General features: G+C 61.8%; 15 protein-coding genes and 1 pseudogene. 9 read left to right on the top strand and 7 right to left on the bottom strand.

What is annotated here, in order from left to right; all coding sequences use genetic code 11:
* Nucleotides 1-11: 11 nt before the first annotated feature.
* Both gltA and gltX read right to left on the bottom strand, forming a co-directional pair.
* The gene (gene gltA / locus ACVMB0_RS27635; protein WP_456754584.1) at nucleotides 12-1,313 is read right to left on the bottom strand and encodes a citrate synthase; all 1,302 of its coding nucleotides are present in this window, start codon (nucleotides 1,311-1,313) and stop codon (nucleotides 12-14) included.
* Between the two features lie 160 nt (nucleotides 1,314-1,473).
* The gene (gene gltX / locus ACVMB0_RS27630) at nucleotides 1,474-2,895 is read right to left on the bottom strand and encodes a glutamate--tRNA ligase (RefSeq protein WP_461348275.1); all 1,422 of its coding nucleotides are present in this window, start codon (nucleotides 2,893-2,895) and stop codon (nucleotides 1,474-1,476) included.
* Between the two features lie 177 nt (nucleotides 2,896-3,072).
* On the opposite strand from gltX, the gene ACVMB0_RS27625 reads away from it, so the two are divergent.
* From ACVMB0_RS27625 to ACVMB0_RS27605, 5 genes and pseudogenes are all read left to right on the top strand, one after another.
* Nucleotides 3,073-4,752 (top strand): glutamine--tRNA ligase/YqeY domain fusion protein, encoded by a 1,680-nt coding sequence (locus ACVMB0_RS27625; protein WP_461348274.1) that lies wholly within the window; start codon nucleotides 3,073-3,075, stop codon nucleotides 4,750-4,752.
* 57 nt (nucleotides 4,753-4,809) lie between these two features.
* Nucleotides 4,810-5,196: a YybH family protein gene (locus ACVMB0_RS27620; RefSeq protein WP_461348273.1), complete on the top strand. Its 387-nt coding sequence runs from the start codon at nucleotides 4,810-4,812 to the stop codon at nucleotides 5,194-5,196.
* Between the two features lie 124 nt (nucleotides 5,197-5,320).
* Nucleotides 5,321-6,542: pseudogene (locus ACVMB0_RS27615) on the top strand (ComEC/Rec2 family competence protein); the annotation flags it as partial.
* A 196-nt stretch (nucleotides 6,543-6,738) separates the two neighbouring features.
* Nucleotides 6,739-7,620, top strand: coding sequence for a hypothetical protein (locus ACVMB0_RS27610; RefSeq protein ID WP_456754588.1), 882 nt, complete (start codon nucleotides 6,739-6,741; stop codon nucleotides 7,618-7,620).
* 674 nt (nucleotides 7,621-8,294) lie between these two features.
* Nucleotides 8,295-8,774, top strand: a complete 480-nt coding sequence (locus tag ACVMB0_RS27605) for a hypothetical protein (RefSeq protein WP_456754589.1) — start codon at nucleotides 8,295-8,297, stop codon at nucleotides 8,772-8,774.
* A 624-nt stretch (nucleotides 8,775-9,398) separates the two neighbouring features.
* Here ACVMB0_RS27605 and ACVMB0_RS27600 read toward each other — a convergent pair.
* Nucleotides 9,399-9,698 carry a hypothetical protein gene (locus tag ACVMB0_RS27600; protein WP_456754590.1) on the bottom strand — a complete coding sequence of 100 codons (300 nt, stop codon included), beginning with the start codon at nucleotides 9,696-9,698 and terminating at the stop codon, nucleotides 9,399-9,401.
* An 837-nt stretch (nucleotides 9,699-10,535) separates the two neighbouring features.
* Nucleotides 10,536-11,237 carry a recombinase family protein gene (locus ACVMB0_RS27595; RefSeq protein ID WP_456754591.1) on the bottom strand — a complete coding sequence of 234 codons (702 nt, stop codon included), beginning with the start codon at nucleotides 11,235-11,237 and terminating at the stop codon, nucleotides 10,536-10,538.
* Nucleotides 11,238-11,889: 652 nt separating this feature from the next.
* Here ACVMB0_RS27595 and ACVMB0_RS27590 point away from each other — a divergent pair.
* The 3 genes from ACVMB0_RS27590 (at nucleotide 11,890) to ACVMB0_RS27580 (ending at nucleotide 13,877) form a co-directional block, all read left to right on the top strand.
* Nucleotides 11,890-12,207, top strand: a complete 318-nt coding sequence (locus tag ACVMB0_RS27590; protein WP_456754592.1) for a hypothetical protein — start codon at nucleotides 11,890-11,892, stop codon at nucleotides 12,205-12,207.
* Between the two features lie 359 nt (nucleotides 12,208-12,566).
* Nucleotides 12,567-13,058: a hypothetical protein gene (locus ACVMB0_RS27585; protein WP_461348272.1), complete on the top strand. Its 492-nt coding sequence runs from the start codon at nucleotides 12,567-12,569 to the stop codon at nucleotides 13,056-13,058.
* A 6-nt stretch (nucleotides 13,059-13,064) separates the two neighbouring features.
* A complete protein-coding gene (locus tag ACVMB0_RS27580) occupies nucleotides 13,065-13,877 on the top strand; it encodes a hypothetical protein (protein WP_461348271.1) in 813 nt (270 codons plus the stop codon).
* Nucleotides 13,878-13,926: 49 nt separating this feature from the next.
* Here ACVMB0_RS27580 and ACVMB0_RS27575 read toward each other — a convergent pair whose 3' ends face one another.
* Both ACVMB0_RS27575 and ACVMB0_RS27570 read right to left on the bottom strand, forming a co-directional pair.
* Nucleotides 13,927-14,310, bottom strand: a complete 384-nt coding sequence (locus ACVMB0_RS27575; RefSeq protein ID WP_456754595.1) for a hypothetical protein — start codon at nucleotides 14,308-14,310, stop codon at nucleotides 13,927-13,929.
* Between the two features lie 5 nt (nucleotides 14,311-14,315).
* Nucleotides 14,316-14,705: a KTSC domain-containing protein gene (locus ACVMB0_RS27570; RefSeq protein ID WP_456754596.1), complete on the bottom strand. Its 390-nt coding sequence runs from the start codon at nucleotides 14,703-14,705 to the stop codon at nucleotides 14,316-14,318.
* A gap of 236 nt (nucleotides 14,706-14,941) precedes the next feature.
* On the opposite strand from ACVMB0_RS27570, the gene ACVMB0_RS27565 reads away from it, so the two are divergent.
* A complete protein-coding gene (locus ACVMB0_RS27565) occupies nucleotides 14,942-15,949 on the top strand; it encodes a PAS domain S-box protein (protein ID WP_456754597.1) in 1,008 nt (335 codons plus the stop codon).
* Nucleotides 15,950-16,078: 129 nt separating this feature from the next.
* On the opposite strand, the gene ACVMB0_RS27560 is transcribed toward ACVMB0_RS27565, so the two are convergent.
* Nucleotides 16,079-17,296 carry an NAD(P)/FAD-dependent oxidoreductase gene (locus tag ACVMB0_RS27560; RefSeq protein WP_456754598.1) on the bottom strand — a complete coding sequence of 406 codons (1,218 nt, stop codon included), beginning with the start codon at nucleotides 17,294-17,296 and terminating at the stop codon, nucleotides 16,079-16,081.
* Nucleotides 17,297-17,331: the final 35 nt, after the last annotated feature.

Genomic DNA, 17,331 nt, shown 5'->3' with positions numbered 1-17,331 from the left:
AGTGATGCAGCTTAGTTGCGCTTGTCGATCGGCACATAGTCGCGGCGGGCGACACCGGTGTAGAGCTGGCGCGGACGGCCGATCTTCTGCTGCGGATCCTCGATCATCTCGCTCCACTGGCTGATCCAGCCGACGGTGCGGGCGACCGCGAACAGCACGGTGAACATCGAGGTCGGGAAGCCCATCGCCTTCAGCGTGATGCCCGAATAGAAATCGACGTTCGGATACAGCTTGCGATCGATGAAGTAGGGGTCGCTGAGCGCGATCTTCTCGAGCTCCAGCGCAACCTTGAGCATCGGATCGTCGCCGTGCCCGGTCTCCTTCAGCACCGCGTGACACATCTTCTGCATGATCTTGGCGCGCGGATCGTAGTTCTTGTAGACCCGGTGACCGAAGCCCATCAGGCGGACTTCGCTGTTCTTGTCCTTCACCTTGGCGATGAAGTCGGGAATCTTGTCGACCGTCCCGATGTCGGCGAGCATCGCCAGTGCGGCCTCGTTGGCGCCACCATGGGCCGGTCCCCACAGGCAGGCGATGCCGGCCGCGATGCAGGCGAACGGGTTGGCGCCCGAGGAGCCCGCGATACGCACCGTCGAAGTCGAGGCATTCTGCTCGTGGTCGGCGTGCAGGATGAAGATCTTGTCCAGCGCGTCGGCGAGAACGGGATTGATCTTGTAGTCTTCGCAGGGCACCGCGAAGCACATGTTGAGGAAGTTCTCGGCGAACGAGAGCGAGTTCTTCGGATACACGAAGGGCTGGCCGACCGTGTACTTGTAGGCCATCGCAGCCAAGGTCGGGATCTTCGCGATCATGCGGATCGAAGCGATCTCGCGCTGCTTCGGATCGTTGATGTCGGTGGAGTCGTGATAGAACGCAGCCAGCGCGCCGACCGCGGCAACCATGATTGCCATCGGATGCGCGTCACGGCGGAAGCCCTGGAAGAAGCGGGCCATTTGCTCATGCACCATGGTGTGGTGCGTGACCATGTAGTCGAACTCCTTCTTCTGCGCCGGGGTCGGAAGCTGCCCGCGGAGAAGGAGGTAGCAGGTCTCCAGGAAATCGCCGTGCTCGGCGAGCTGCTCGATCGGATAGCCGCGGTATTCGAGGATACCGGCGTCGCCGTCGATGTAGGTGATCTTCGACTGGCAGCTGCCGGTCGAGGTGAAGCCGGGGTCGTAGGTGAACACCCCGGCCTGGCCGTAGAGCTTGCCGATGTCGATGACATCAGGCCCAACCGTGCCGCTCAGGATCGGGAAATCGTAGTTCTTGTTGCCGATGGTGAGTGTGGCTGTCTTGCTGGATTTTGCGTCCATCGCGATATCCCCGATGAATTCGTTGCGAAAACCGACCTTGCCCAGTCGCTAAATTGCGGCCCATGGCGGGGCGGAACGGCTTGTTGAGAAGGCGTCCGGGGATGGGTAGCTCATTGCAATGTGCGCTGCAAGATGGACCCTGGAGGGGGTCCATGCAGGATCACGCCGCCTGATCGGCGAGGCGGGCGAGGCACTCCTGGCGTCCCAGGACGGCCAGCACGTCGAAGATGCCCGGCGACGTTGTGCGTCCTGTCAGCGCCACGCGCAGCGGCTGGGCGACGGCGCCGAGTTTCAGATTGTTCTGCTCGGCGAAATTCCGCATGGCGGTCTCGGTGCTTTCCGCCGTCCAGTCGTTGACGGCTTCCAGCGCAGTTCGCAGGCGGCCGATCAGCGCGCGCGTGTCCGGCGTGAGCAGCGCCGCCGCTTTCGGATCGAGCTCAAGCGGCCGATCGGCGAAGATGAAGTAGGCGCCCGCGATCAGCTCGATCAGCGTCTTGGCGCGCTCCTTCAGGCTCGGCATCGCCCGCAGCAATTGCGCACGGGTCGTATCGTTGAGCTTGGCCCTCAGCGTGGCGCCCTCAGGAACATAATCCAGCACGCGCACGAACTGGGTCACGAGGGATTGATCGTCGCTCTGCCGGATGTAGTGCCCGTTGAGGTTCTCCAGCTTGGCGAAATCGAACCGCGCCGCCGAGCGGCCGATGCCCGAGAGGTCGAACGCGTCGATCATCTCCTGGGTCGAGAAGATCTCCTGGTCGCCATGGCTCCAGCCGAGCCGGACGAGGTAGTTGCGCAAGGCGGCCGGCAAATAGCCCAGCGCGCGGTAGGCGTCGACGCCGAGCGCGCCGTGCCGCTTCGATAGTTTCGAGCCGTCGGGGCCGTGGATCAGCGGGATGTGGGACATGCTCGGCAGCTCCCACTCCAGCGCGTCGTAGATCTGCTTCTGGCGCGCGGCGTTGATCAGGTGGTCGTCGCCGCGGATGATGTGGGTGACGCCCATGTCGTGGTCGTCGACCACGACCGCGAGCATGTAGGTCGGGGTGCCGTCGCCGCGCAGCAGCACGAGGTCGTCGAGGTTCTCGTTCTGCCAGACCACGCGGCCCTGGACCTGGTCCTCGATCACGGTCTCGCCGGTCTGCGGCGCCTTGAGGCGGATGGTCGGCTTGACGTCGGACGGCGCGGTCGCCGGATCGCGGTCGCGCCACATGCCGTCATAGAGACGGGTGCGGCCCTCGGCGCGGGCCTTTTCGCGCATCGCGGCCAGTTCCTCCGGCGTGGCGTAGCAGTAATAGGCCCGCCCGGCAGCGAGCAGGCCCTCGGCGACCTCGCGATGGCGGGCGGCGCGGCTGAACTGGTAGATGACGTCGCCGTCCCAGTCGAGCTCCAGCCATTTCAAGCCGTCCAGGATGGCGTCGATCGCCTCCTTGGTCGAGCGTTCGCGGTCGGTGTCCTCGATCCGGAGCAGCATCTTGCCGCCGAGCTTCCTGGCATAGAGCCAGTTGAACAGCGCGGTGCGGGCACCTCCGATATGGAGGAAGCCGGTCGGTGAGGGGGCGAAGCGGGTAACGACGGGATTGGTCATGATCGAACGAGACGTATGCTGGGAACGGCGGTGGTGTATAGCAGGAACCGGACATAACTAAAGCCTCGGTTGGCCTTTTGCCCGCCAAACCAGACCTGAAACCAGCTTCAAACCAGGCTTGGCCGGAGGGCACGAATTTGGCAGAAGGTTGAACTGACTCCTCCAGGGAACCCTTTGATGACGACTGACACGACGGCAGAGGCAGGGCGCGACTTCATCCGCGACATCGTCCAGGCCGATCTCTCCTCCCACCGGCACAACCGGATCGTGACCCGCTTCCCGCCGGAGCCGAACGGCTACCTGCATATCGGCCACGCCAAGTCGATCGCCTTGAATTTCGGCATCGCGCAGGAGTTCGGCGGCCAGTGCAATTTGCGCTTCGACGACACCAACCCGACCAAGGAGGAACAGGAGTACATCGACTCCATCCAGGCCGACGTCCATTGGCTCGGCTACGACTGGGGCACCAACCTCTTCTTCGCGTCCGATTATTTCGAGCGTCTGTATGATTGGGCCGAAGGCCTGATCAAGGCCGGCTATGCCTATGTCGACGATCAGTCGCAGGAGGAGATCCGCACGTCGCGCGGCACCCTGACCGAGCCAGGCAAGAACTCGCCGTTCCGCGACCGCTCGGTCGAGGAGAACCTCGACCTGTTCCGCCGCATGAAGGCCGGAGAGTTTCCCAACGGCGCCCGCGTGCTGCGCGCCAAGATCGACATGGCGGCCGGCAACATCAACCTGCGCGATCCCGTGCTGTACCGCATCCTGCACGCCCACCATCCGCGCACCGGCGACAAATGGTCGATCTATCCGAGCTACGACTACGCCCACGGCCAGTCGGACGCGATCGAAGGCATCACCCATTCGATCTGTACGCTGGAGTTCGAGGATCACCGTCCGCTCTATGAGTGGCTGCTCGACAAGCTGCCGGTGCCCTCGAAGCCGCGCCAGTACGAAATGGCACGGCTGAACCTGACCTACACGCTGCTGTCCAAGCGTGTGCTGACCCAGCTGGTCCGTGATGGCCACGTCTCGGGCTGGGACGATCCGCGGATGCCGACCGTCGCCGGTCTCAAGCGCCGCGGCGTGCCGCCGGCCGCGGTGCGCGAATTCATCAAGCGCATCGGCGTCGCCAAAGCCAACAGCGTGGTCGATGTCGGCATGCTCGAATTCTGCATCCGCGAGGAGCTGAACCGCACATCGCTGCGCCGCATGGCGGTGCTGCGGCCGCTCAAGGTGGTGATCGAGAACTATCCGGAAGGGCAGGTCGAGGAGATCGACGCGATCAACCATCCCGACAATCCGGACGCCGGCACGCGCAGAATCGCGTTCGGCCGCGAGCTCTATATCGAGCGCGACGACTTCATGGAGAATCCGCCGAAGAAGTTCTTCCGTTTGTCACCCGGCAATGAGGTGCGGCTGCGTTACGCCTACTTCATCAAGTGCACCGGCGTGATCAAGAACGACGCCGGCGAAATCGTCGAGCTGCGCGCGACGTATGATCCCGCGACCAAGGGCGGCAACGCGCCGGACGGCCGCAAGGTCAAGGCGACCATGCACTGGTTGCCGGCGGCGCAGTCGAAGCCGGCGGAGATCCGGATCTACAATCAGCTGTTCGCCAATCCGAGCCCGAACGCCGCCGATTTCGTCGCCGACCTCAATCCGCAGTCGCTGGAAGTGTTGGCCGACGCGCGGGTCGAGCCTGCGATCGCCGAGAGCAATTCGCCCGAGGTGATGCAGTTCGAGCGGCAGGGCTATTTCGTGCGCGACGCGGATTCGACGCCGGACAGGCTCGTGTTCAATCGCACCATCGGGCTGCGCGACACGTTCGCCAAGGAAGTCGGCGGCAAGGGTTAGACAAGGGTTAGACAAGGGCTGGAACAGTCCGGCAAGGACAGCTGACGGGGGCGATCGATGCCAAGTGAAAGCGACGACATCGCCTCCGCCATTGTCGCGAAATGGTCCGCGGGGTTCAGCAAGCTCGACGCGGAGGCGCTTGCCGCGCTGTACTCGCAGCACGCGTTCTTCTTCGGCTCGAACCCGACGCTGTATCGCGGCCGCGACGGCGTCAAAGCCTATTTCGACGGCCTGCCGCGCTGGCAGGCGCCGCGCGTTCGCTTCAGCGAGGTCAGGACCGAGCGGGTGAATACCGATCTCGTCAACATGGCGGGCTTCGCGTCGTTCTTTCTCGACGGCGATGCGCCTTCGCTCGCCGTCAAGATCACCTGGGTGATCGCGCGCGAGGACGGCGGCTGGAAGATCGCCTGCCATCACGTCTCGTCACAGACGCCGTTGATCTAGCGCACCTCAGCGCGTCCGCTGTCCCCGGAGGTCACAGCCTTCGGTTGCGTGTTTCGGTTCCGTTCCGCTAGTCGGGTGACTGCGGCATCCGCTAGCCTGCTGCCCGGCAGGGATCGCGAGCGGAATGGCGGAGCAGGGCACGACGCCGGGCGGCAAACGCGGCTACGCGGGGACGTGGCCGCCGCGCGCGGCTGCGCCGGTTGGCAGCTATCTTCCGGTACGTGCCAGTATCTGGCGGCCTTACGTCGAGACCTTGCGGCAATGGGCGCGCGCGGAAGCCGGCGCCGGACGGCTGTTGCCGTGGGTGCCGGTGGCGTTCGGCACCGGCATTGCGTTCTACTTCGCGGCAGAGCACGAGCCGGTGCTGCCGGTCGCGGCGAGCGTCGCGATCGCGCTCTGCCTGCTGGCGCTGCTGCTGCGGCGGCGCAGCGTGTTTCCCGCCGTCGTGATGCTTGCTGCGGTCGCTGCGGGCTTTGCGATGGCGACATGGAAGACGGCGCGGATCGCCCACGGCGTGCTGGCGCGTCCGATATATTCCGTAGCGCTGACCGGCTTCGTCGAGACGCGCGATATCCGCGAGAAGACCGACCGCTTCGTGCTGCGCGTCGTATCGATGGAGAGCCAGCGCGAGGTGCCAAAACTCGAGCGCGTCAGGCTCTCGGTGAAGAAGGGCACCGCGCCTGACGTCGGCAGCTTCGTGGAATTGAAGGCGCGGCTGATGCCGCCGCTCGGGCCGCAACGTCCGGGCTCCTATGATTTCGGCCGCGACCTGTATTTCCAGGGCATCGGCGCCTCCGGCTTCGCGATGGGCGCGGTCAAGACCAGGGAGCCGCCGGCCGCCGGCGGCCTCGCGCTCCGCTATGCCGCCTTCATGCAGTGGCTGCGCGATGCCATCGACGCGCGGATCCGCACGACGCTCGACGGCGATCAGCGCGCGATCGCGACCGCCCTGCTGACCGGGCCGGCGCGACGCGATCACGACGCCGGTCAACGATGCGATGTTCATCTCGGGGCTCGGCCATGTGCTGTCGATCTCCGGCTACCACATGGCCGTGGTCGCGGGCGTGGTGTTTTTCACGATCCGCGCGCTGCTGGCGCTGTTTCCGGCACTGACGGCGGGATACCCGATCAAGAAATGGGCGGCGGCGGCTGCGCTCGTCGCCGCGGCGTTCTATCTGCTGCTGTCGGGAGCCGAGGTCGCGACCCAGCGATCGTTCTTCATGACGGCGGTGGTGCTGATCGCGGTGATGGTCGACCGCCGCGCCATCACCTTCCGCACGCTGGCGGTGGCGGCGCTGATCGTGCTCGCGATTGCGCCGGAGGCGCTGGTGCATCCGAGCTTCCAGAACTGGAATGCGTAAGCGGCGCAGGCCGTGTTTTTACCTGTAAACCCATTGAATTGTTTGAGTTTTGCGGGCCGACCGGAATAGGGCTCCGCGAACAAAAACAGGCCGAAAGACAGCAAAAATCAGGGTCTGACGGCGCAAAGTCCCGGAAAAAGTCCCGGAGCGTGTTCTTGGCTTGTTCCGTGGTGGCGTTGTCATGAATGAGCATTTTCAAACAGGATCAAAAAAGCCCGGCCGCGGCATGGCGAAGGCCTCGCTCGATCTGATTGCGCAGATGCGCGACATCGCCGAGGAGGCTCAGCCGATCACCGGACGCGGCATCGGTTACAAGCTGTTCACGCGCGGGCTTATCACGTCCATGTCCACCAACGAGATGCAGAAGGTTTACCGTCTGCTGCGGATTGCGCGCGAGCAAGGTCTCATCCCATGGGAATGGATCGTCGACGAGACCCGAGAACTCGAGCGGGTATCGACGTGGAAAGATCCCGCAGCATACGCTCGCACCGTTGCCCGGTCCTATCGCCGCGACTTCTGGGATCAGCAGCCCTGCCGCGTTGAAGTCTGGTCTGAGAAAGGCACGATCCGGGGCGTCCTAAAACCCGTGCTCGACCATTACGCGGTTGGATTTCGTGTCATGCACGGGTTTGGCAGCGCGACCGCGGTCTATGATATCGCCGGCGACGATGACGGGCGTCCCATGGTGGCGCTCTACGTTGGGGACCGCGATCCGAGCGGCCTGTTCATGTCCGAGCACGATCTGCCGCAGCGACTCGCTGAGTACGGCGGCAGTCACATCGACCTCAGGCGGATTGCGTTAACGGCGAACCAGGTGATCGGCCTGCCGTCGTTCCCGGTCTCGGACAAGCGCAAGGACCCCCGCTATCGATGGTTCGCCGAACGATACGGTCAGCGGTGTTGGGAACTCGACGCGATGGATCCGCGTGATCTCCGCGACTGTGTCGAGGCAGCAGTCAGGGGGCTAATCGAGCCCGTTGCGTGGGCACGTTGCGAAACAGTCAACGCCGCTGAGCTGGAGTCCCTGCAAACGATCCTATCGGGCTGGAGGGCCGGCCCATGAGCAGGAATCGCAAATCATCGGGTGACGATATTCAAGGTCGCCGTTTCGTAACGGTGTTCCATGAGGCGGCGCTGGGCTGCTTTCGATACGGACGTCGCCAGAGCCCCGGATGCCCTCGCGACCGCGACGCCTTGCTGCCGCCGTCGCACTTGGGCGCCGCCGCCGCGGATGGCCCGTAAACGAAGCCACAAGCACCACCCACAACATTGCAAGGCAACGCTCGGCGATCCCGAGAAACTCGAAACGGTGGCCATCATGGAAAATCGCAAACTGCTTCGCCGACGTCAGGCGTCAGACTACCTGCTAGACAATTTCGGAATTGCCCGCAGTGTGCAAACGCTCGCGCGGTACGCATCATGTGGAGTTGGACCGGACGTCATCCATGTAGGAAGGATTCCGTTCTACAGGGCCTCTGATTTGGACCGATGGGTTGAGTCACTCATCGCTGCGTCGCCGCGGTCACAAACGCCTCCCACCACCACACACCATAGTGCACATGTCTGATCGATGGCAGGGCGTCTCCGCTCGGAGGAGCGCTGTGTCTTCCGAGTTGTACTTCAAAAACAAAAGCGCCCCCGGGTGACGAAGCCGGAGGCGCCTTGAAACTCTCACTACTCTCTTTCGGCCACCACCTAGGGAGAGCATCGCAACCACATCTCGACAGGGATCGAAATATGAATGTGCTATCTTTGGCAGAAGCCGTTTCAGAACGCAAGGAAAATCTAACCTCCCACAAAGCAACCAGGGCGGAAACGCGCGCGGCAATCGATGCGGCGATAGCGACCGATCCAACGCGCAGCGCTCGGTCCATCGCAGAAGAAATTGGCTGCGACCATAAGACCGTCAGGGCGCGCCGTGGGGAAATTCAAAATTCCCCAGTGGGGAAGTTGAAGCGCGGAAATTCCCCAGCCGCCGAGGTGCCAGCCGCTGGCGCTCGAGATGACTTCGATTGGTCTGTCGACGGGGCGATGGTGCTCCGGGAGCAATTAGCCACTGCAATCTACTTCAACGACAGCGGCGATCTCGTAATTCGACAGAGGCAATGGCCGGGCGAGGACAACTTGATCTTCGTTGCCCCCAACTGCCAGCAAGAATTCATCGACAAGCTCACCGATGCGCTGGGTATACCCAGCTTTGGCGGGCCCACGCGCTGATACGAACCACCACGTTCGATCGGCCGTGGCACGTGATTGCGGGTCTGCTCGGAGGCTCCCGCCGCAAATCAAACGAACCACAGCCGATCGTCGCGAGAATAGCGACAGGTCGAGATCGGCCATGATCCTGTCGCCGGCAACGTGAGGCCAAACCTCGCATCCGCAGATGAATGACCGCAGGGCACCGCACCTCGAAGCGGTGAGTGACGCCGGTGTGCTCGACGATCGTTTGATCGAACCGGAATCAAAACACGCGGGTTCAGGTGTCCCCATTCCTTCCCGCGGCCTTCAGGCGCCCGGTAACCCCGGGAACGGTTGCAAGGCAAGTCGCTCCGTCAGCGGGATGACAACCCGCCCCGGGCGTCTTGCGAGACGAGCCGAAAAAATCGTCTCAAGCGCCGGCCCCTTCCAGAAGGGCTTGGCGGGCGGACACGGCGGGGGCAACGCCGTGCTGAACCCCATGAGGGTCGGAAGGGCAAACTAGTACGCGGGGCCGACGAGGTCCTCTCCCTAGTCAGGAGCTTCAGGAAGGGCTGGCCCCATACTGAAGGCGGAAAGGGGGAGAGGTATGTCTGGTGCATTTGGCGCGCAATTCGGCCGGTAACCCGTTCCGGCTCTTTTCTTTCAGTGCGCCGAACTGGACCTTAGGGGCTTGGCCCAGCCGCGCGTACACGTGTCTCTGAACCCGCCAGGCATCAGGCGGCGGCTTCGGATCGGCACGTAGCCCAGCGTGCGCATGACGGCGGCAAGGCGTCGCCCTCGGGCAGTCGTTGCATTGACTCGGAGCAGATCCATGATGGCGTGGGTCGAAATGGACTCCACGTTTTTCAGCTCGGGCTCGAGCTGCGTACACCAGGGATCATCGTACCCTTCGGCAGCCTCGAGCCGCGCCTTGGCCTCTTTCATCCTGCTGGCAAAGCTCATTCTATCCCCTCTTGGCCTGGTCATCGCGAACGGCAGAGCCCGCGGCCCCGCTGTCCTGGACTTATCGGGACAAGGTAGCGCTTATCTTACGAGGCCCGCTGGCAGCGGTCGTGCCGGGCAGGCGGGGCGGTCCACAAATCTTCCACACTGGCATGTCGGCGGCCTACGGCGCATATTCGGCGGCATGGGTTGGAGGTTTTCATTCAAGTCTGGTCGGCGGGCCATTGCCTGGGTGGTCAGCGTCCCCATGATGATTTTGTTCATCTACGGTGCGGGCCGGTTTGGAGATGGTCCAATTCGGGAGTGCGCGAATGGCGGCTGCCTACCGCACGACTGCCATAGCGCCTATTGCTCGACGCGGGGCTATTCTCATACCGCTGATCAATATCGGGCGTACAAAGATTGGGAGAGAGTTATCTTCATTGTTTGGCCGATCGGCATGCTCGTGCTGGGCATACTGAGATGGACCGAGAAGCGGAGCCAATAACTCCCAAACGCCCTTAGGCCCTCACGCCCCGGCGCCAAGCGCGAGATCATGGGGGCAGGCTGCCTCAATCTCCGGCGCGGGACTACGCCCCCGTGCGACTACGGTACCACCCTTAGCTGCTGGGTTATGAGCCCCAGCCGGGTGTATCAGTTTGGGAGACGCAGTCAGCAAGCGCAGGATTGGCAGATGCACGAACGCGAATTCGACGTTCTCTGTGCGATGTTCGACGGCCTGGTGGTGGCATCCGCCGGCTTGTTGGCCTTTGGCACATCCTTGCTTCTGTCGACGTGACGCGCGGGCCGCCCGCTAGGTCTGCCGGCAAGCCGCGCAGCCGGCGAATCTGAGGAGGATCAGGCCAGCATCGCCGCAATCGCGCTCGCGCTGTAGGACTGTCCGCCGGGCCGCTTCTTTCCCTTGCCGGGCTTGGTGACGATGCCAGCCTCCGCCATCGCCTTGCTGATGTCCCGCAGGGAAATGCGTGGCTGTTGTGCACGCAGCTGCCGAGCCATCGCAGCGGCCTCCGGATGGCTTTCAGCGATAGGCTTGCGGCCCTCTACACGGGCGCCAGAGCGGCGCTTGCGCTCACGGGCGCCACGTAGCTTTGCCACCGTCATCGCCTTGTCGAACTGCGCTACAGCACCAAGGATTTGCCGCACCAGCACCGCGGTCGGTGTATCGTCGACAAACGAGTCCGGCTTGTCCGCAGCGATTAGCGTGATGCCGTCAGCCTGCAGGCGCCGGAAGCCGGTTTCCTGCACAATTAGATCACGAGCGAAGCGGTTGGCAGTCTCGACGATGATGGTGCGGATGCCATTGCCGGCGATCTGTTCTAAGGCCGCCGCGAAGCCCGGCCGGGCGTCGATAGCATCGGCGCCCTTGACGGCCGGATCATCGTGCCAGGCAACGATGCGGTAGCCCGCGCGGCTTGCATACGCCTGTATGGCTTTGCGCTGCCGAACCACCGAGTCTTTGTCGTCGCCGACGTTGGCGGCCGAACTGGTCCGCGTGTAACCAATGGCTGCCTTACGCTGGCGTTTCTCTTGCTCGGACATGGCCTTAACCATGATTTGTAGTTATATCTCAGGAAAATACTACAAACCGGGGCTATGAGCAAGATTGGTCTGCTCGACCTTGCCGAGGTACTCCGCAAGCGGAACGCCGCTCGCATCTGATTTCAAGCGGGCCGCGTTGCTGCGTAGGCCATGAGTTCGCTGTCCGGCCTTGCCGGTGCTGGGGACGCGGGGCGGGGGATAGAAGCGCGTCCTCGGCGGTGTCGGACATCACCAGCTCCTCCGCCGCGCGCCACGCGGCGGCTTTGGTTAGTCCGACCGCGACGACGTCGTCGTTGAGGGTGACGGCATAGGTCCCGTCGCGAACGCGAATGATGTCTATGGTGGTCATGGGGTGCGTAAACGCGCGCGCTGGCGGCGAGGTCCCCGTGGCCGCCCGACAGCTGCGAGCCCGACACGTTGCTCCCGGTCGGCCCAGGAACGAAAGCACAGCAGCACAGTTGCAGCCTGAAAAGCGCGCGCCGCACTTGGTCAACTGGCTGCGCTGGTCCCGTTGTTAGCCATGTCAGCTCTTGGCCGCGACGGGACCCCCCCCCGGGCTCGAGTCGGAAAATAAACGTAGGTCGGCGGATCTGTGGCGCGACCGGCGGCAAAAAATCTCGGCGGACGGATCCGTATGAGGGGGGAGATGCGTATGTTGGGAGTGACTAGCTTGCGGCAAGCCATAGAGAAACTTGGTCCCTACCAATCACTCGCGCTGTTAGCCGTACCGGTCTGTCTGGTTGAGCCTTTGAAACTCATCGCTCTAGCGGTGGCTGGTGAAGGCCACTGGATCAGCGGCACAGCGATGATCATCGCAGCGTATGCCGCCAGTCTACTCATTGTGGAACGACTGTTCGCGGTGGTGAAGCCAAAGCTGCTGAAGCTTCACTGGTTTGCGAAGCTGTGGGCTTGGTTCATTGTCATACGAGATAAGCTCGCCCGTGCGTTTCGGAGCACGTCGGCTCCGTGACGCGCGTATGAAGAACTGATGGCTGTAGCATCAACTTCACCCGAAGTGCGCGGCGGGCATCCCGGCTAACGCTGATCGTCGCGCCGTCCAAATTCTAAATTTCTCCCGCAGCGCTTCGAGATCCAAACGACGCCCCACACCGCGCCGGCTTCACGCGTAGGCGCTCGATGGACCTCCCTGGGGGTAGCTGGACAGGCCGGGGGCCTCGCGCGCGCTTAACAGTGCCCCAAAAATACCTAGGACCTCGAAACCGAATTTGTAAACGAAGCCGCAAGGAGGCCGACACATTGGTTGATCTCGCTTGGTCTGTTGACCTGGCGTTTAAACAACGGGTCGGTGCCCGTAGATGAGAAGACCCCATGACCAGTCGTACTGCATGGACCGGGGGCAATGGCGCCGGGCTAACCTGGACCACCGGCATCAATTCCTCCGATCTCGTGTCGATGGCAAACGGCAAGACGGTTCTGTCTACCGTCAGTGACATCGCCAACGGTACCAATCTCGATCAGTTCATGGACGTGTCTGTGCGCTGCGCTATCGCATCATCGACGATTGCCTCTGGCGCAACGCTGGCGTTGTGGCTCTATCAATTGCTTGATGATGGCTCGACGTATGGTGATGGGCAATTGACTGCTGGAACGCAGGCGACGGTGACACCAACGTTCGCTCCGTGCGGTGTAATTCCGCTGATAGCTGCGGCGTCGCAGACCCTGCTGGTTGGCGCTGTTCAGGGAATTCTGCTGCCGCCGGGCTCGTTCCGTCTCGCGCTCCAGAACAATTCTGGCTTTGCGCTGACCAGCGGAACACAAACCGTGAAATATCGCACATACAATCAAAACCTGAACGCATGATCGGTCATGGGGCTAATTATCCCGCGCAATCGATTGGTTTATCCAGGCTTCCGGGCCGAGATCAATCGCGATCATCCTGCCTATACGCCGCATCTGCGCTATGTCGGTGTTCCGGTTGGCAATTCATTTGTGAACTTGCTGACAGGAAAGGGAGCTACCGTCAGCGGATCGCCGGTCGCTCAGATCTCACCGCTTCAAGGTGCCGGCGTGTACTTCTCGAGTGGGGCAGGGCTCACTGCTACAGGGATCATAGACACGCCGGTCTCTGGCGTGACCATGGCTGCGATCGTTACGCCTCAGGATGCGTCAGTGACGTTTGGGGGCGTATTCTACACAGGCAATGGGGCGTCGAGCAATAATGACTACGGACTGACAACCAGCAGCGGCTTGTTCAAGATTTACACGCACGGAAACGTCCAGGCCATCACCGGATTTCCTAGCTATGTGGTGGGACGACCATACTTTGTCGCGATGAGCGAATACCCATCCGCTTCCGTCTCGACGGCGTGCTGGGCAGGCGTGATGGTCGATCTTCTGACCGGTGAGACGTGGTCCGGCATGACCTTCGGCGTGAACGCCCTGACGACACCGGCCGCGGCGACGTTTTATATCGGCGGACAGGCCACCACGCACGCCAGCTTGGCGCTGATCTCTGCCGTGATGTACTCGGCCGATGCCGTATCTCCGCAGGGTTTGCTGGCGTGGGGCGCCGACCCATGGGCCTTTTGGTATGCGGGGCTTGTGAGGCGAACGGCCTTCTCAGGGCTCGCATCACCGCCTGTGGCTAAACCAAGCTTTTCAGTCATGGCGATTTTATAGGAGCGGGGATGTCGTTGTCCACTAGCAACATTGGGTAGCGCGGCGTTCACTACGGTGGGGCTTGCTCAAAGTCTTTCAAGTCGTAGCAAACCCAACTTCCCCTCGGGAACAACCCTGTCGCGACTGTCGCCATCCCCATGGTCTTGCACTCCTCCATCGTCAGCTTGTAGCCCTCAGATATTTTTATGTTGCCGTCTGATTTCACAAAGGCAATCACGCCCAGCGCGCGCATTATTGCCTGTTGGCGAGTGTTGTCGTGGCACACATAGGAAGACCAAGAGCCCGCCAACTGGGTCCCGGCTTTAATTGCAAGTTCGCCAGCTTGCTGACATTGGTCCAGGTTCTGCGATGGCTGAGAGACGATGTTGATCCTTTCGGAGATATTTAAATTCAGCGTCGCAACGATCAGTATCAGCGGAGACAGGTCAGCCATGAGCCTCAATCTCCCAGTAACGCCATAGCAATGCCTGCTGGATCAGGCGCGGCGGCCTTCGGAACCCTATGCGTTCGGCAGTCATACGGCCCATCCGCACCGGTACCCTTGATGTTCTGATTGTAGAACTGTCCCATCGAAGGCGCGGCAAGGAATGCGTCGAGTACGGCCGGCGGTAGTTCGCAATAGTGGTAGTATGTGCCGCGAAGATTGATGAGCATATAGCTCTGCGCCTTGTCGTAGCAGACGCGCTGAATAAAGCTGCTACGGGCTATGTCGGTGCAGGCGAACGGTTTGAGATCAACCGCGCCCCGATATTTGACGTCGACCGTTTCAGCGCTCGCAGACGCGGCAACCAATGCGCCGCAAAGCGCGACAAACGCCAGTATGCGCACAACTCGCTCTCCAGGCCAGACTCCATCCAAGCGCAACCTCAGGGCGCGCGCAAGCGGATTTCAGGTGCTGCTGCAGCGGGCGAAAGCACCGGCCCAGGGAGTGTTTTAAAACCGAGTCCGGCGTCTGCTCTAACCTAGGCTTACTGCTTCGGATCCAACGGAGACATTTAGGCCGTTTTTGGTGCTATGATTAGTCGCTAACGGCAGTGCAGCATCCACGTTTCGGGAATTCCCCATTGATATCCAAAGACCAGTCGGGACTTCAACGCGGGCCTCTCGTCAACGAGCCGGCCCGCGAACGTGCCGAGCGCTTGGCCAATCTGCTGGCCTCTATAGTTGAGTCCAGCGACGACGTGATCGTCAGCAAGAATCTGGACGGCATTATTACGAGCTGGAACAAGGCGGCCGAGCGCATCTTTGGCTACTCGGCCTCTGAGGCGGTAGGTCGGCCCATTACGCTTGTGATTCCCGAGGAGCGGCTAAGCGAAGAACGTGAGATTTTAACGCGCATCCGACGTGGTGAACGGATCGACCACTTTGAGACTGTTCGGCGACGTAAGGATGGTAGCTCAATCGCCGTTTCGCTCACTGTTTCTCCGGTCAAAGATGCCCACGGCAACATCGTTGGCGCATCGAAGATTGCCAGGGATATTACCGAGCAGAAGCGGGCTCAGGAGCAGATTAGCATTCTCGCTCGCGAGGCGGAGCACCGAAGCAAGAACATCCTCTCGAACGTACAGGCAATCATCAATCTTTCTCAGTCCGACACTTCCGAAGGTCTCAAGGAGGTGATCAGCGGGCGTATCCAAGCGATGGCAAATGTTCACTCGCTGTTTGTTGAAACGCGGTGGATAGGCGCTGAAGTCTCGGCGATCGCCAAGCAGGAACTTGCCCCTTATCTTGATGAAGACGGCACGCGGGTCCGGATGGACGGTCTTCAAACCGTGTTAGAACCTACCGCGGCGCAAGCGATTGCTGTTGTCCTGCATGAGTTGGCGACCAATGCTATCAAGTATGGAGCGCTATCCGACAAAAAAGGCTGGATAGAATTGGCCTGGTCGCGCGCCGACAATCGACAGCTGGTGCTCCGCTGGACCGAACTGGGCGGACCGAGCGTAAATGCGCCACAACGCAAGGGCTTTGGTAGTCGCCTCATCGAAGGAACCATCAAACCACTTGGCGGTATGGTGCGCTTTGACTGGCGCTCGGAAGGCCTTGAATGCGAAGTCGCCGTTCCGACGTGAAATCCCATCCGAACTGGCTTCTTAGCCCATCTGCGAGGTTGAGCCGTGCTTGACGGTGGTCCGCTTGCGCGGCAGGGCGGACAAGATGTGTTCAACCTGAGTTCTTCGCGGCTTGATCCGAAGCAGCATTCAGACCGCACCATAGAAGTGCCGATACTGCCAGGCGGCTTCCTTTTGCAATTGTGCTTCAGACCACGATTGGTCTTTGAACCGAGTGACCGACATCGGTGATAGATCGACAGGCGGCTTGCCGTCCACGATCCAGGCCGCAAGCGCCTCACCGACGGCCGGCGAGATCGAAAGACCGGCGACGTTGCAGCCGCTGGCAAAATAGAAGCCGCTCGCGCCGTCGGCTGGGCCGAGGACATGGTGGCCGTCAGAGGTCATCGTCGGAATGCCGCCGCGCAATTCGCGCACCTTGGCGGTTTGTAGGAACGGGAGCTGATCCTTCACCTCATCGGCGGCTGCATGAAGCACGCCGATGTCGAGCGGCATGTCCTTGATGTCGAAGCCGGTCCCAAGCTTCTCCATATCGAAGAAGCGCGGCGTTTCCTCGTAGACGCCCCACAGGAATCCACCCTGACACGGGCGTACATACACGGCGGCATCCATGATGCGGATCATCGGCAGGTCGGCACGCGCGCCATCCAGGGGCTCGGTGACGATCAATTGCTGCCGTGTCGGCACCAGCGGCACGCGGATCCCGCTTGCCTCCGCGACCTGCCGCGTCCATGCGCCGGCCGCATCGACAACGACAGGGCTTTCAATGACACCGTTCGCCGTGGTCACGCCGATCACCGCGCCGCCGACGATGTTCACGGCACGTACGTCGGTCTTTGGTAGCAAGATTGCGCCATTAGCCGCGGCGGCCTTGGCGAAGCCAATGGCAACCTGCGCCGGGTCGAAGTATCTGTCGTCACCTATCCTCATCGCCGCTTCAACGCCTGTCGGCTTCAAGAATGGATTGAGCCGATTGGCCTGCTCTGGAGAGATCAACTCGACATCAAGGCCCATGCGGCGACCTCGCTCAAGGTCGCCCTTGATAACCTCCGCGTCTTGCGGGCGACGCGCGATTCTGAGGCTGCCCGAGTGCACCCAATCTAGAGGCTGCCCGGTTTCTTCCGTGAACGTTTCGATCTTCCGACATGCGTCCTTGATGAGGCCTATCATCAATTCGCCTTTGCGAACGCAGCTCACCATGCCTGCCGCGCGGGGTGACGTTTGCGATCCGATCTCATGCTTATCGATCAGAGCGACGCTGAGGCCATTACGTTTGCTGAGGTAGTAGGCAGTCGCCGCGCCCAATGCGCCAGAACCAATAATAATCGCGTCGGCCTTGCTAATCATGGTGCAATGACCTCGAAATACGATGGCGATGACCA

Source organism: Bradyrhizobium sp. USDA 4451 (assembly GCF_054822585.1).
Note: the sequence above shows the minus strand (reverse complement) of the source record. Positions and strands in the feature narration are given on the sequence as shown.

Bases quoted from the DNA above. Each gene is read 5' to 3' on its own strand.
- gltA (WP_456754584.1), bottom strand. From the start codon at position 1,313: ATGGACGCAAAATCCAGCAAGACAGCCACACTCACCATCGGCAACAAG.
- gltX (WP_461348275.1), bottom strand. From the start codon at position 2,895: ATGACCAATCCCGTCGTTACCCGCTTCGCCCCCTCACCGACCGGCTTC.
- ACVMB0_RS27625 (WP_461348274.1), top strand. From the start codon at position 3,073: ATGACGACTGACACGACGGCAGAGGCAGGGCGCGACTTCATCCGCGAC.
- ACVMB0_RS27620 (WP_461348273.1), top strand. From the start codon at position 4,810: ATGCCAAGTGAAAGCGACGACATCGCCTCCGCCATTGTCGCGAAATGG.
- ACVMB0_RS27610 (WP_456754588.1), top strand. From the start codon at position 6,739: ATGAATGAGCATTTTCAAACAGGATCAAAAAAGCCCGGCCGCGGCATG.
- ACVMB0_RS27605 (WP_456754589.1), top strand. From the start codon at position 8,295: ATGAATGTGCTATCTTTGGCAGAAGCCGTTTCAGAACGCAAGGAAAAT.
- ACVMB0_RS27600 (WP_456754590.1), bottom strand. From the start codon at position 9,698: ATGAGCTTTGCCAGCAGGATGAAAGAGGCCAAGGCGCGGCTCGAGGCT.
- ACVMB0_RS27595 (WP_456754591.1), bottom strand. From the start codon at position 11,237: ATGTCCGAGCAAGAGAAACGCCAGCGTAAGGCAGCCATTGGTTACACG.
- ACVMB0_RS27590 (WP_456754592.1), top strand. From the start codon at position 11,890: ATGTTGGGAGTGACTAGCTTGCGGCAAGCCATAGAGAAACTTGGTCCC.
- ACVMB0_RS27585 (WP_461348272.1), top strand. From the start codon at position 12,567: ATGACCAGTCGTACTGCATGGACCGGGGGCAATGGCGCCGGGCTAACC.
- ACVMB0_RS27580 (WP_461348271.1), top strand. From the start codon at position 13,065: ATGGGGCTAATTATCCCGCGCAATCGATTGGTTTATCCAGGCTTCCGG.
- ACVMB0_RS27575 (WP_456754595.1), bottom strand. From the start codon at position 14,310: ATGGCTGACCTGTCTCCGCTGATACTGATCGTTGCGACGCTGAATTTA.
- ACVMB0_RS27560 (WP_456754598.1), bottom strand. From the start codon at position 17,296: ATGATTAGCAAGGCCGACGCGATTATTATTGGTTCTGGCGCATTGGGC.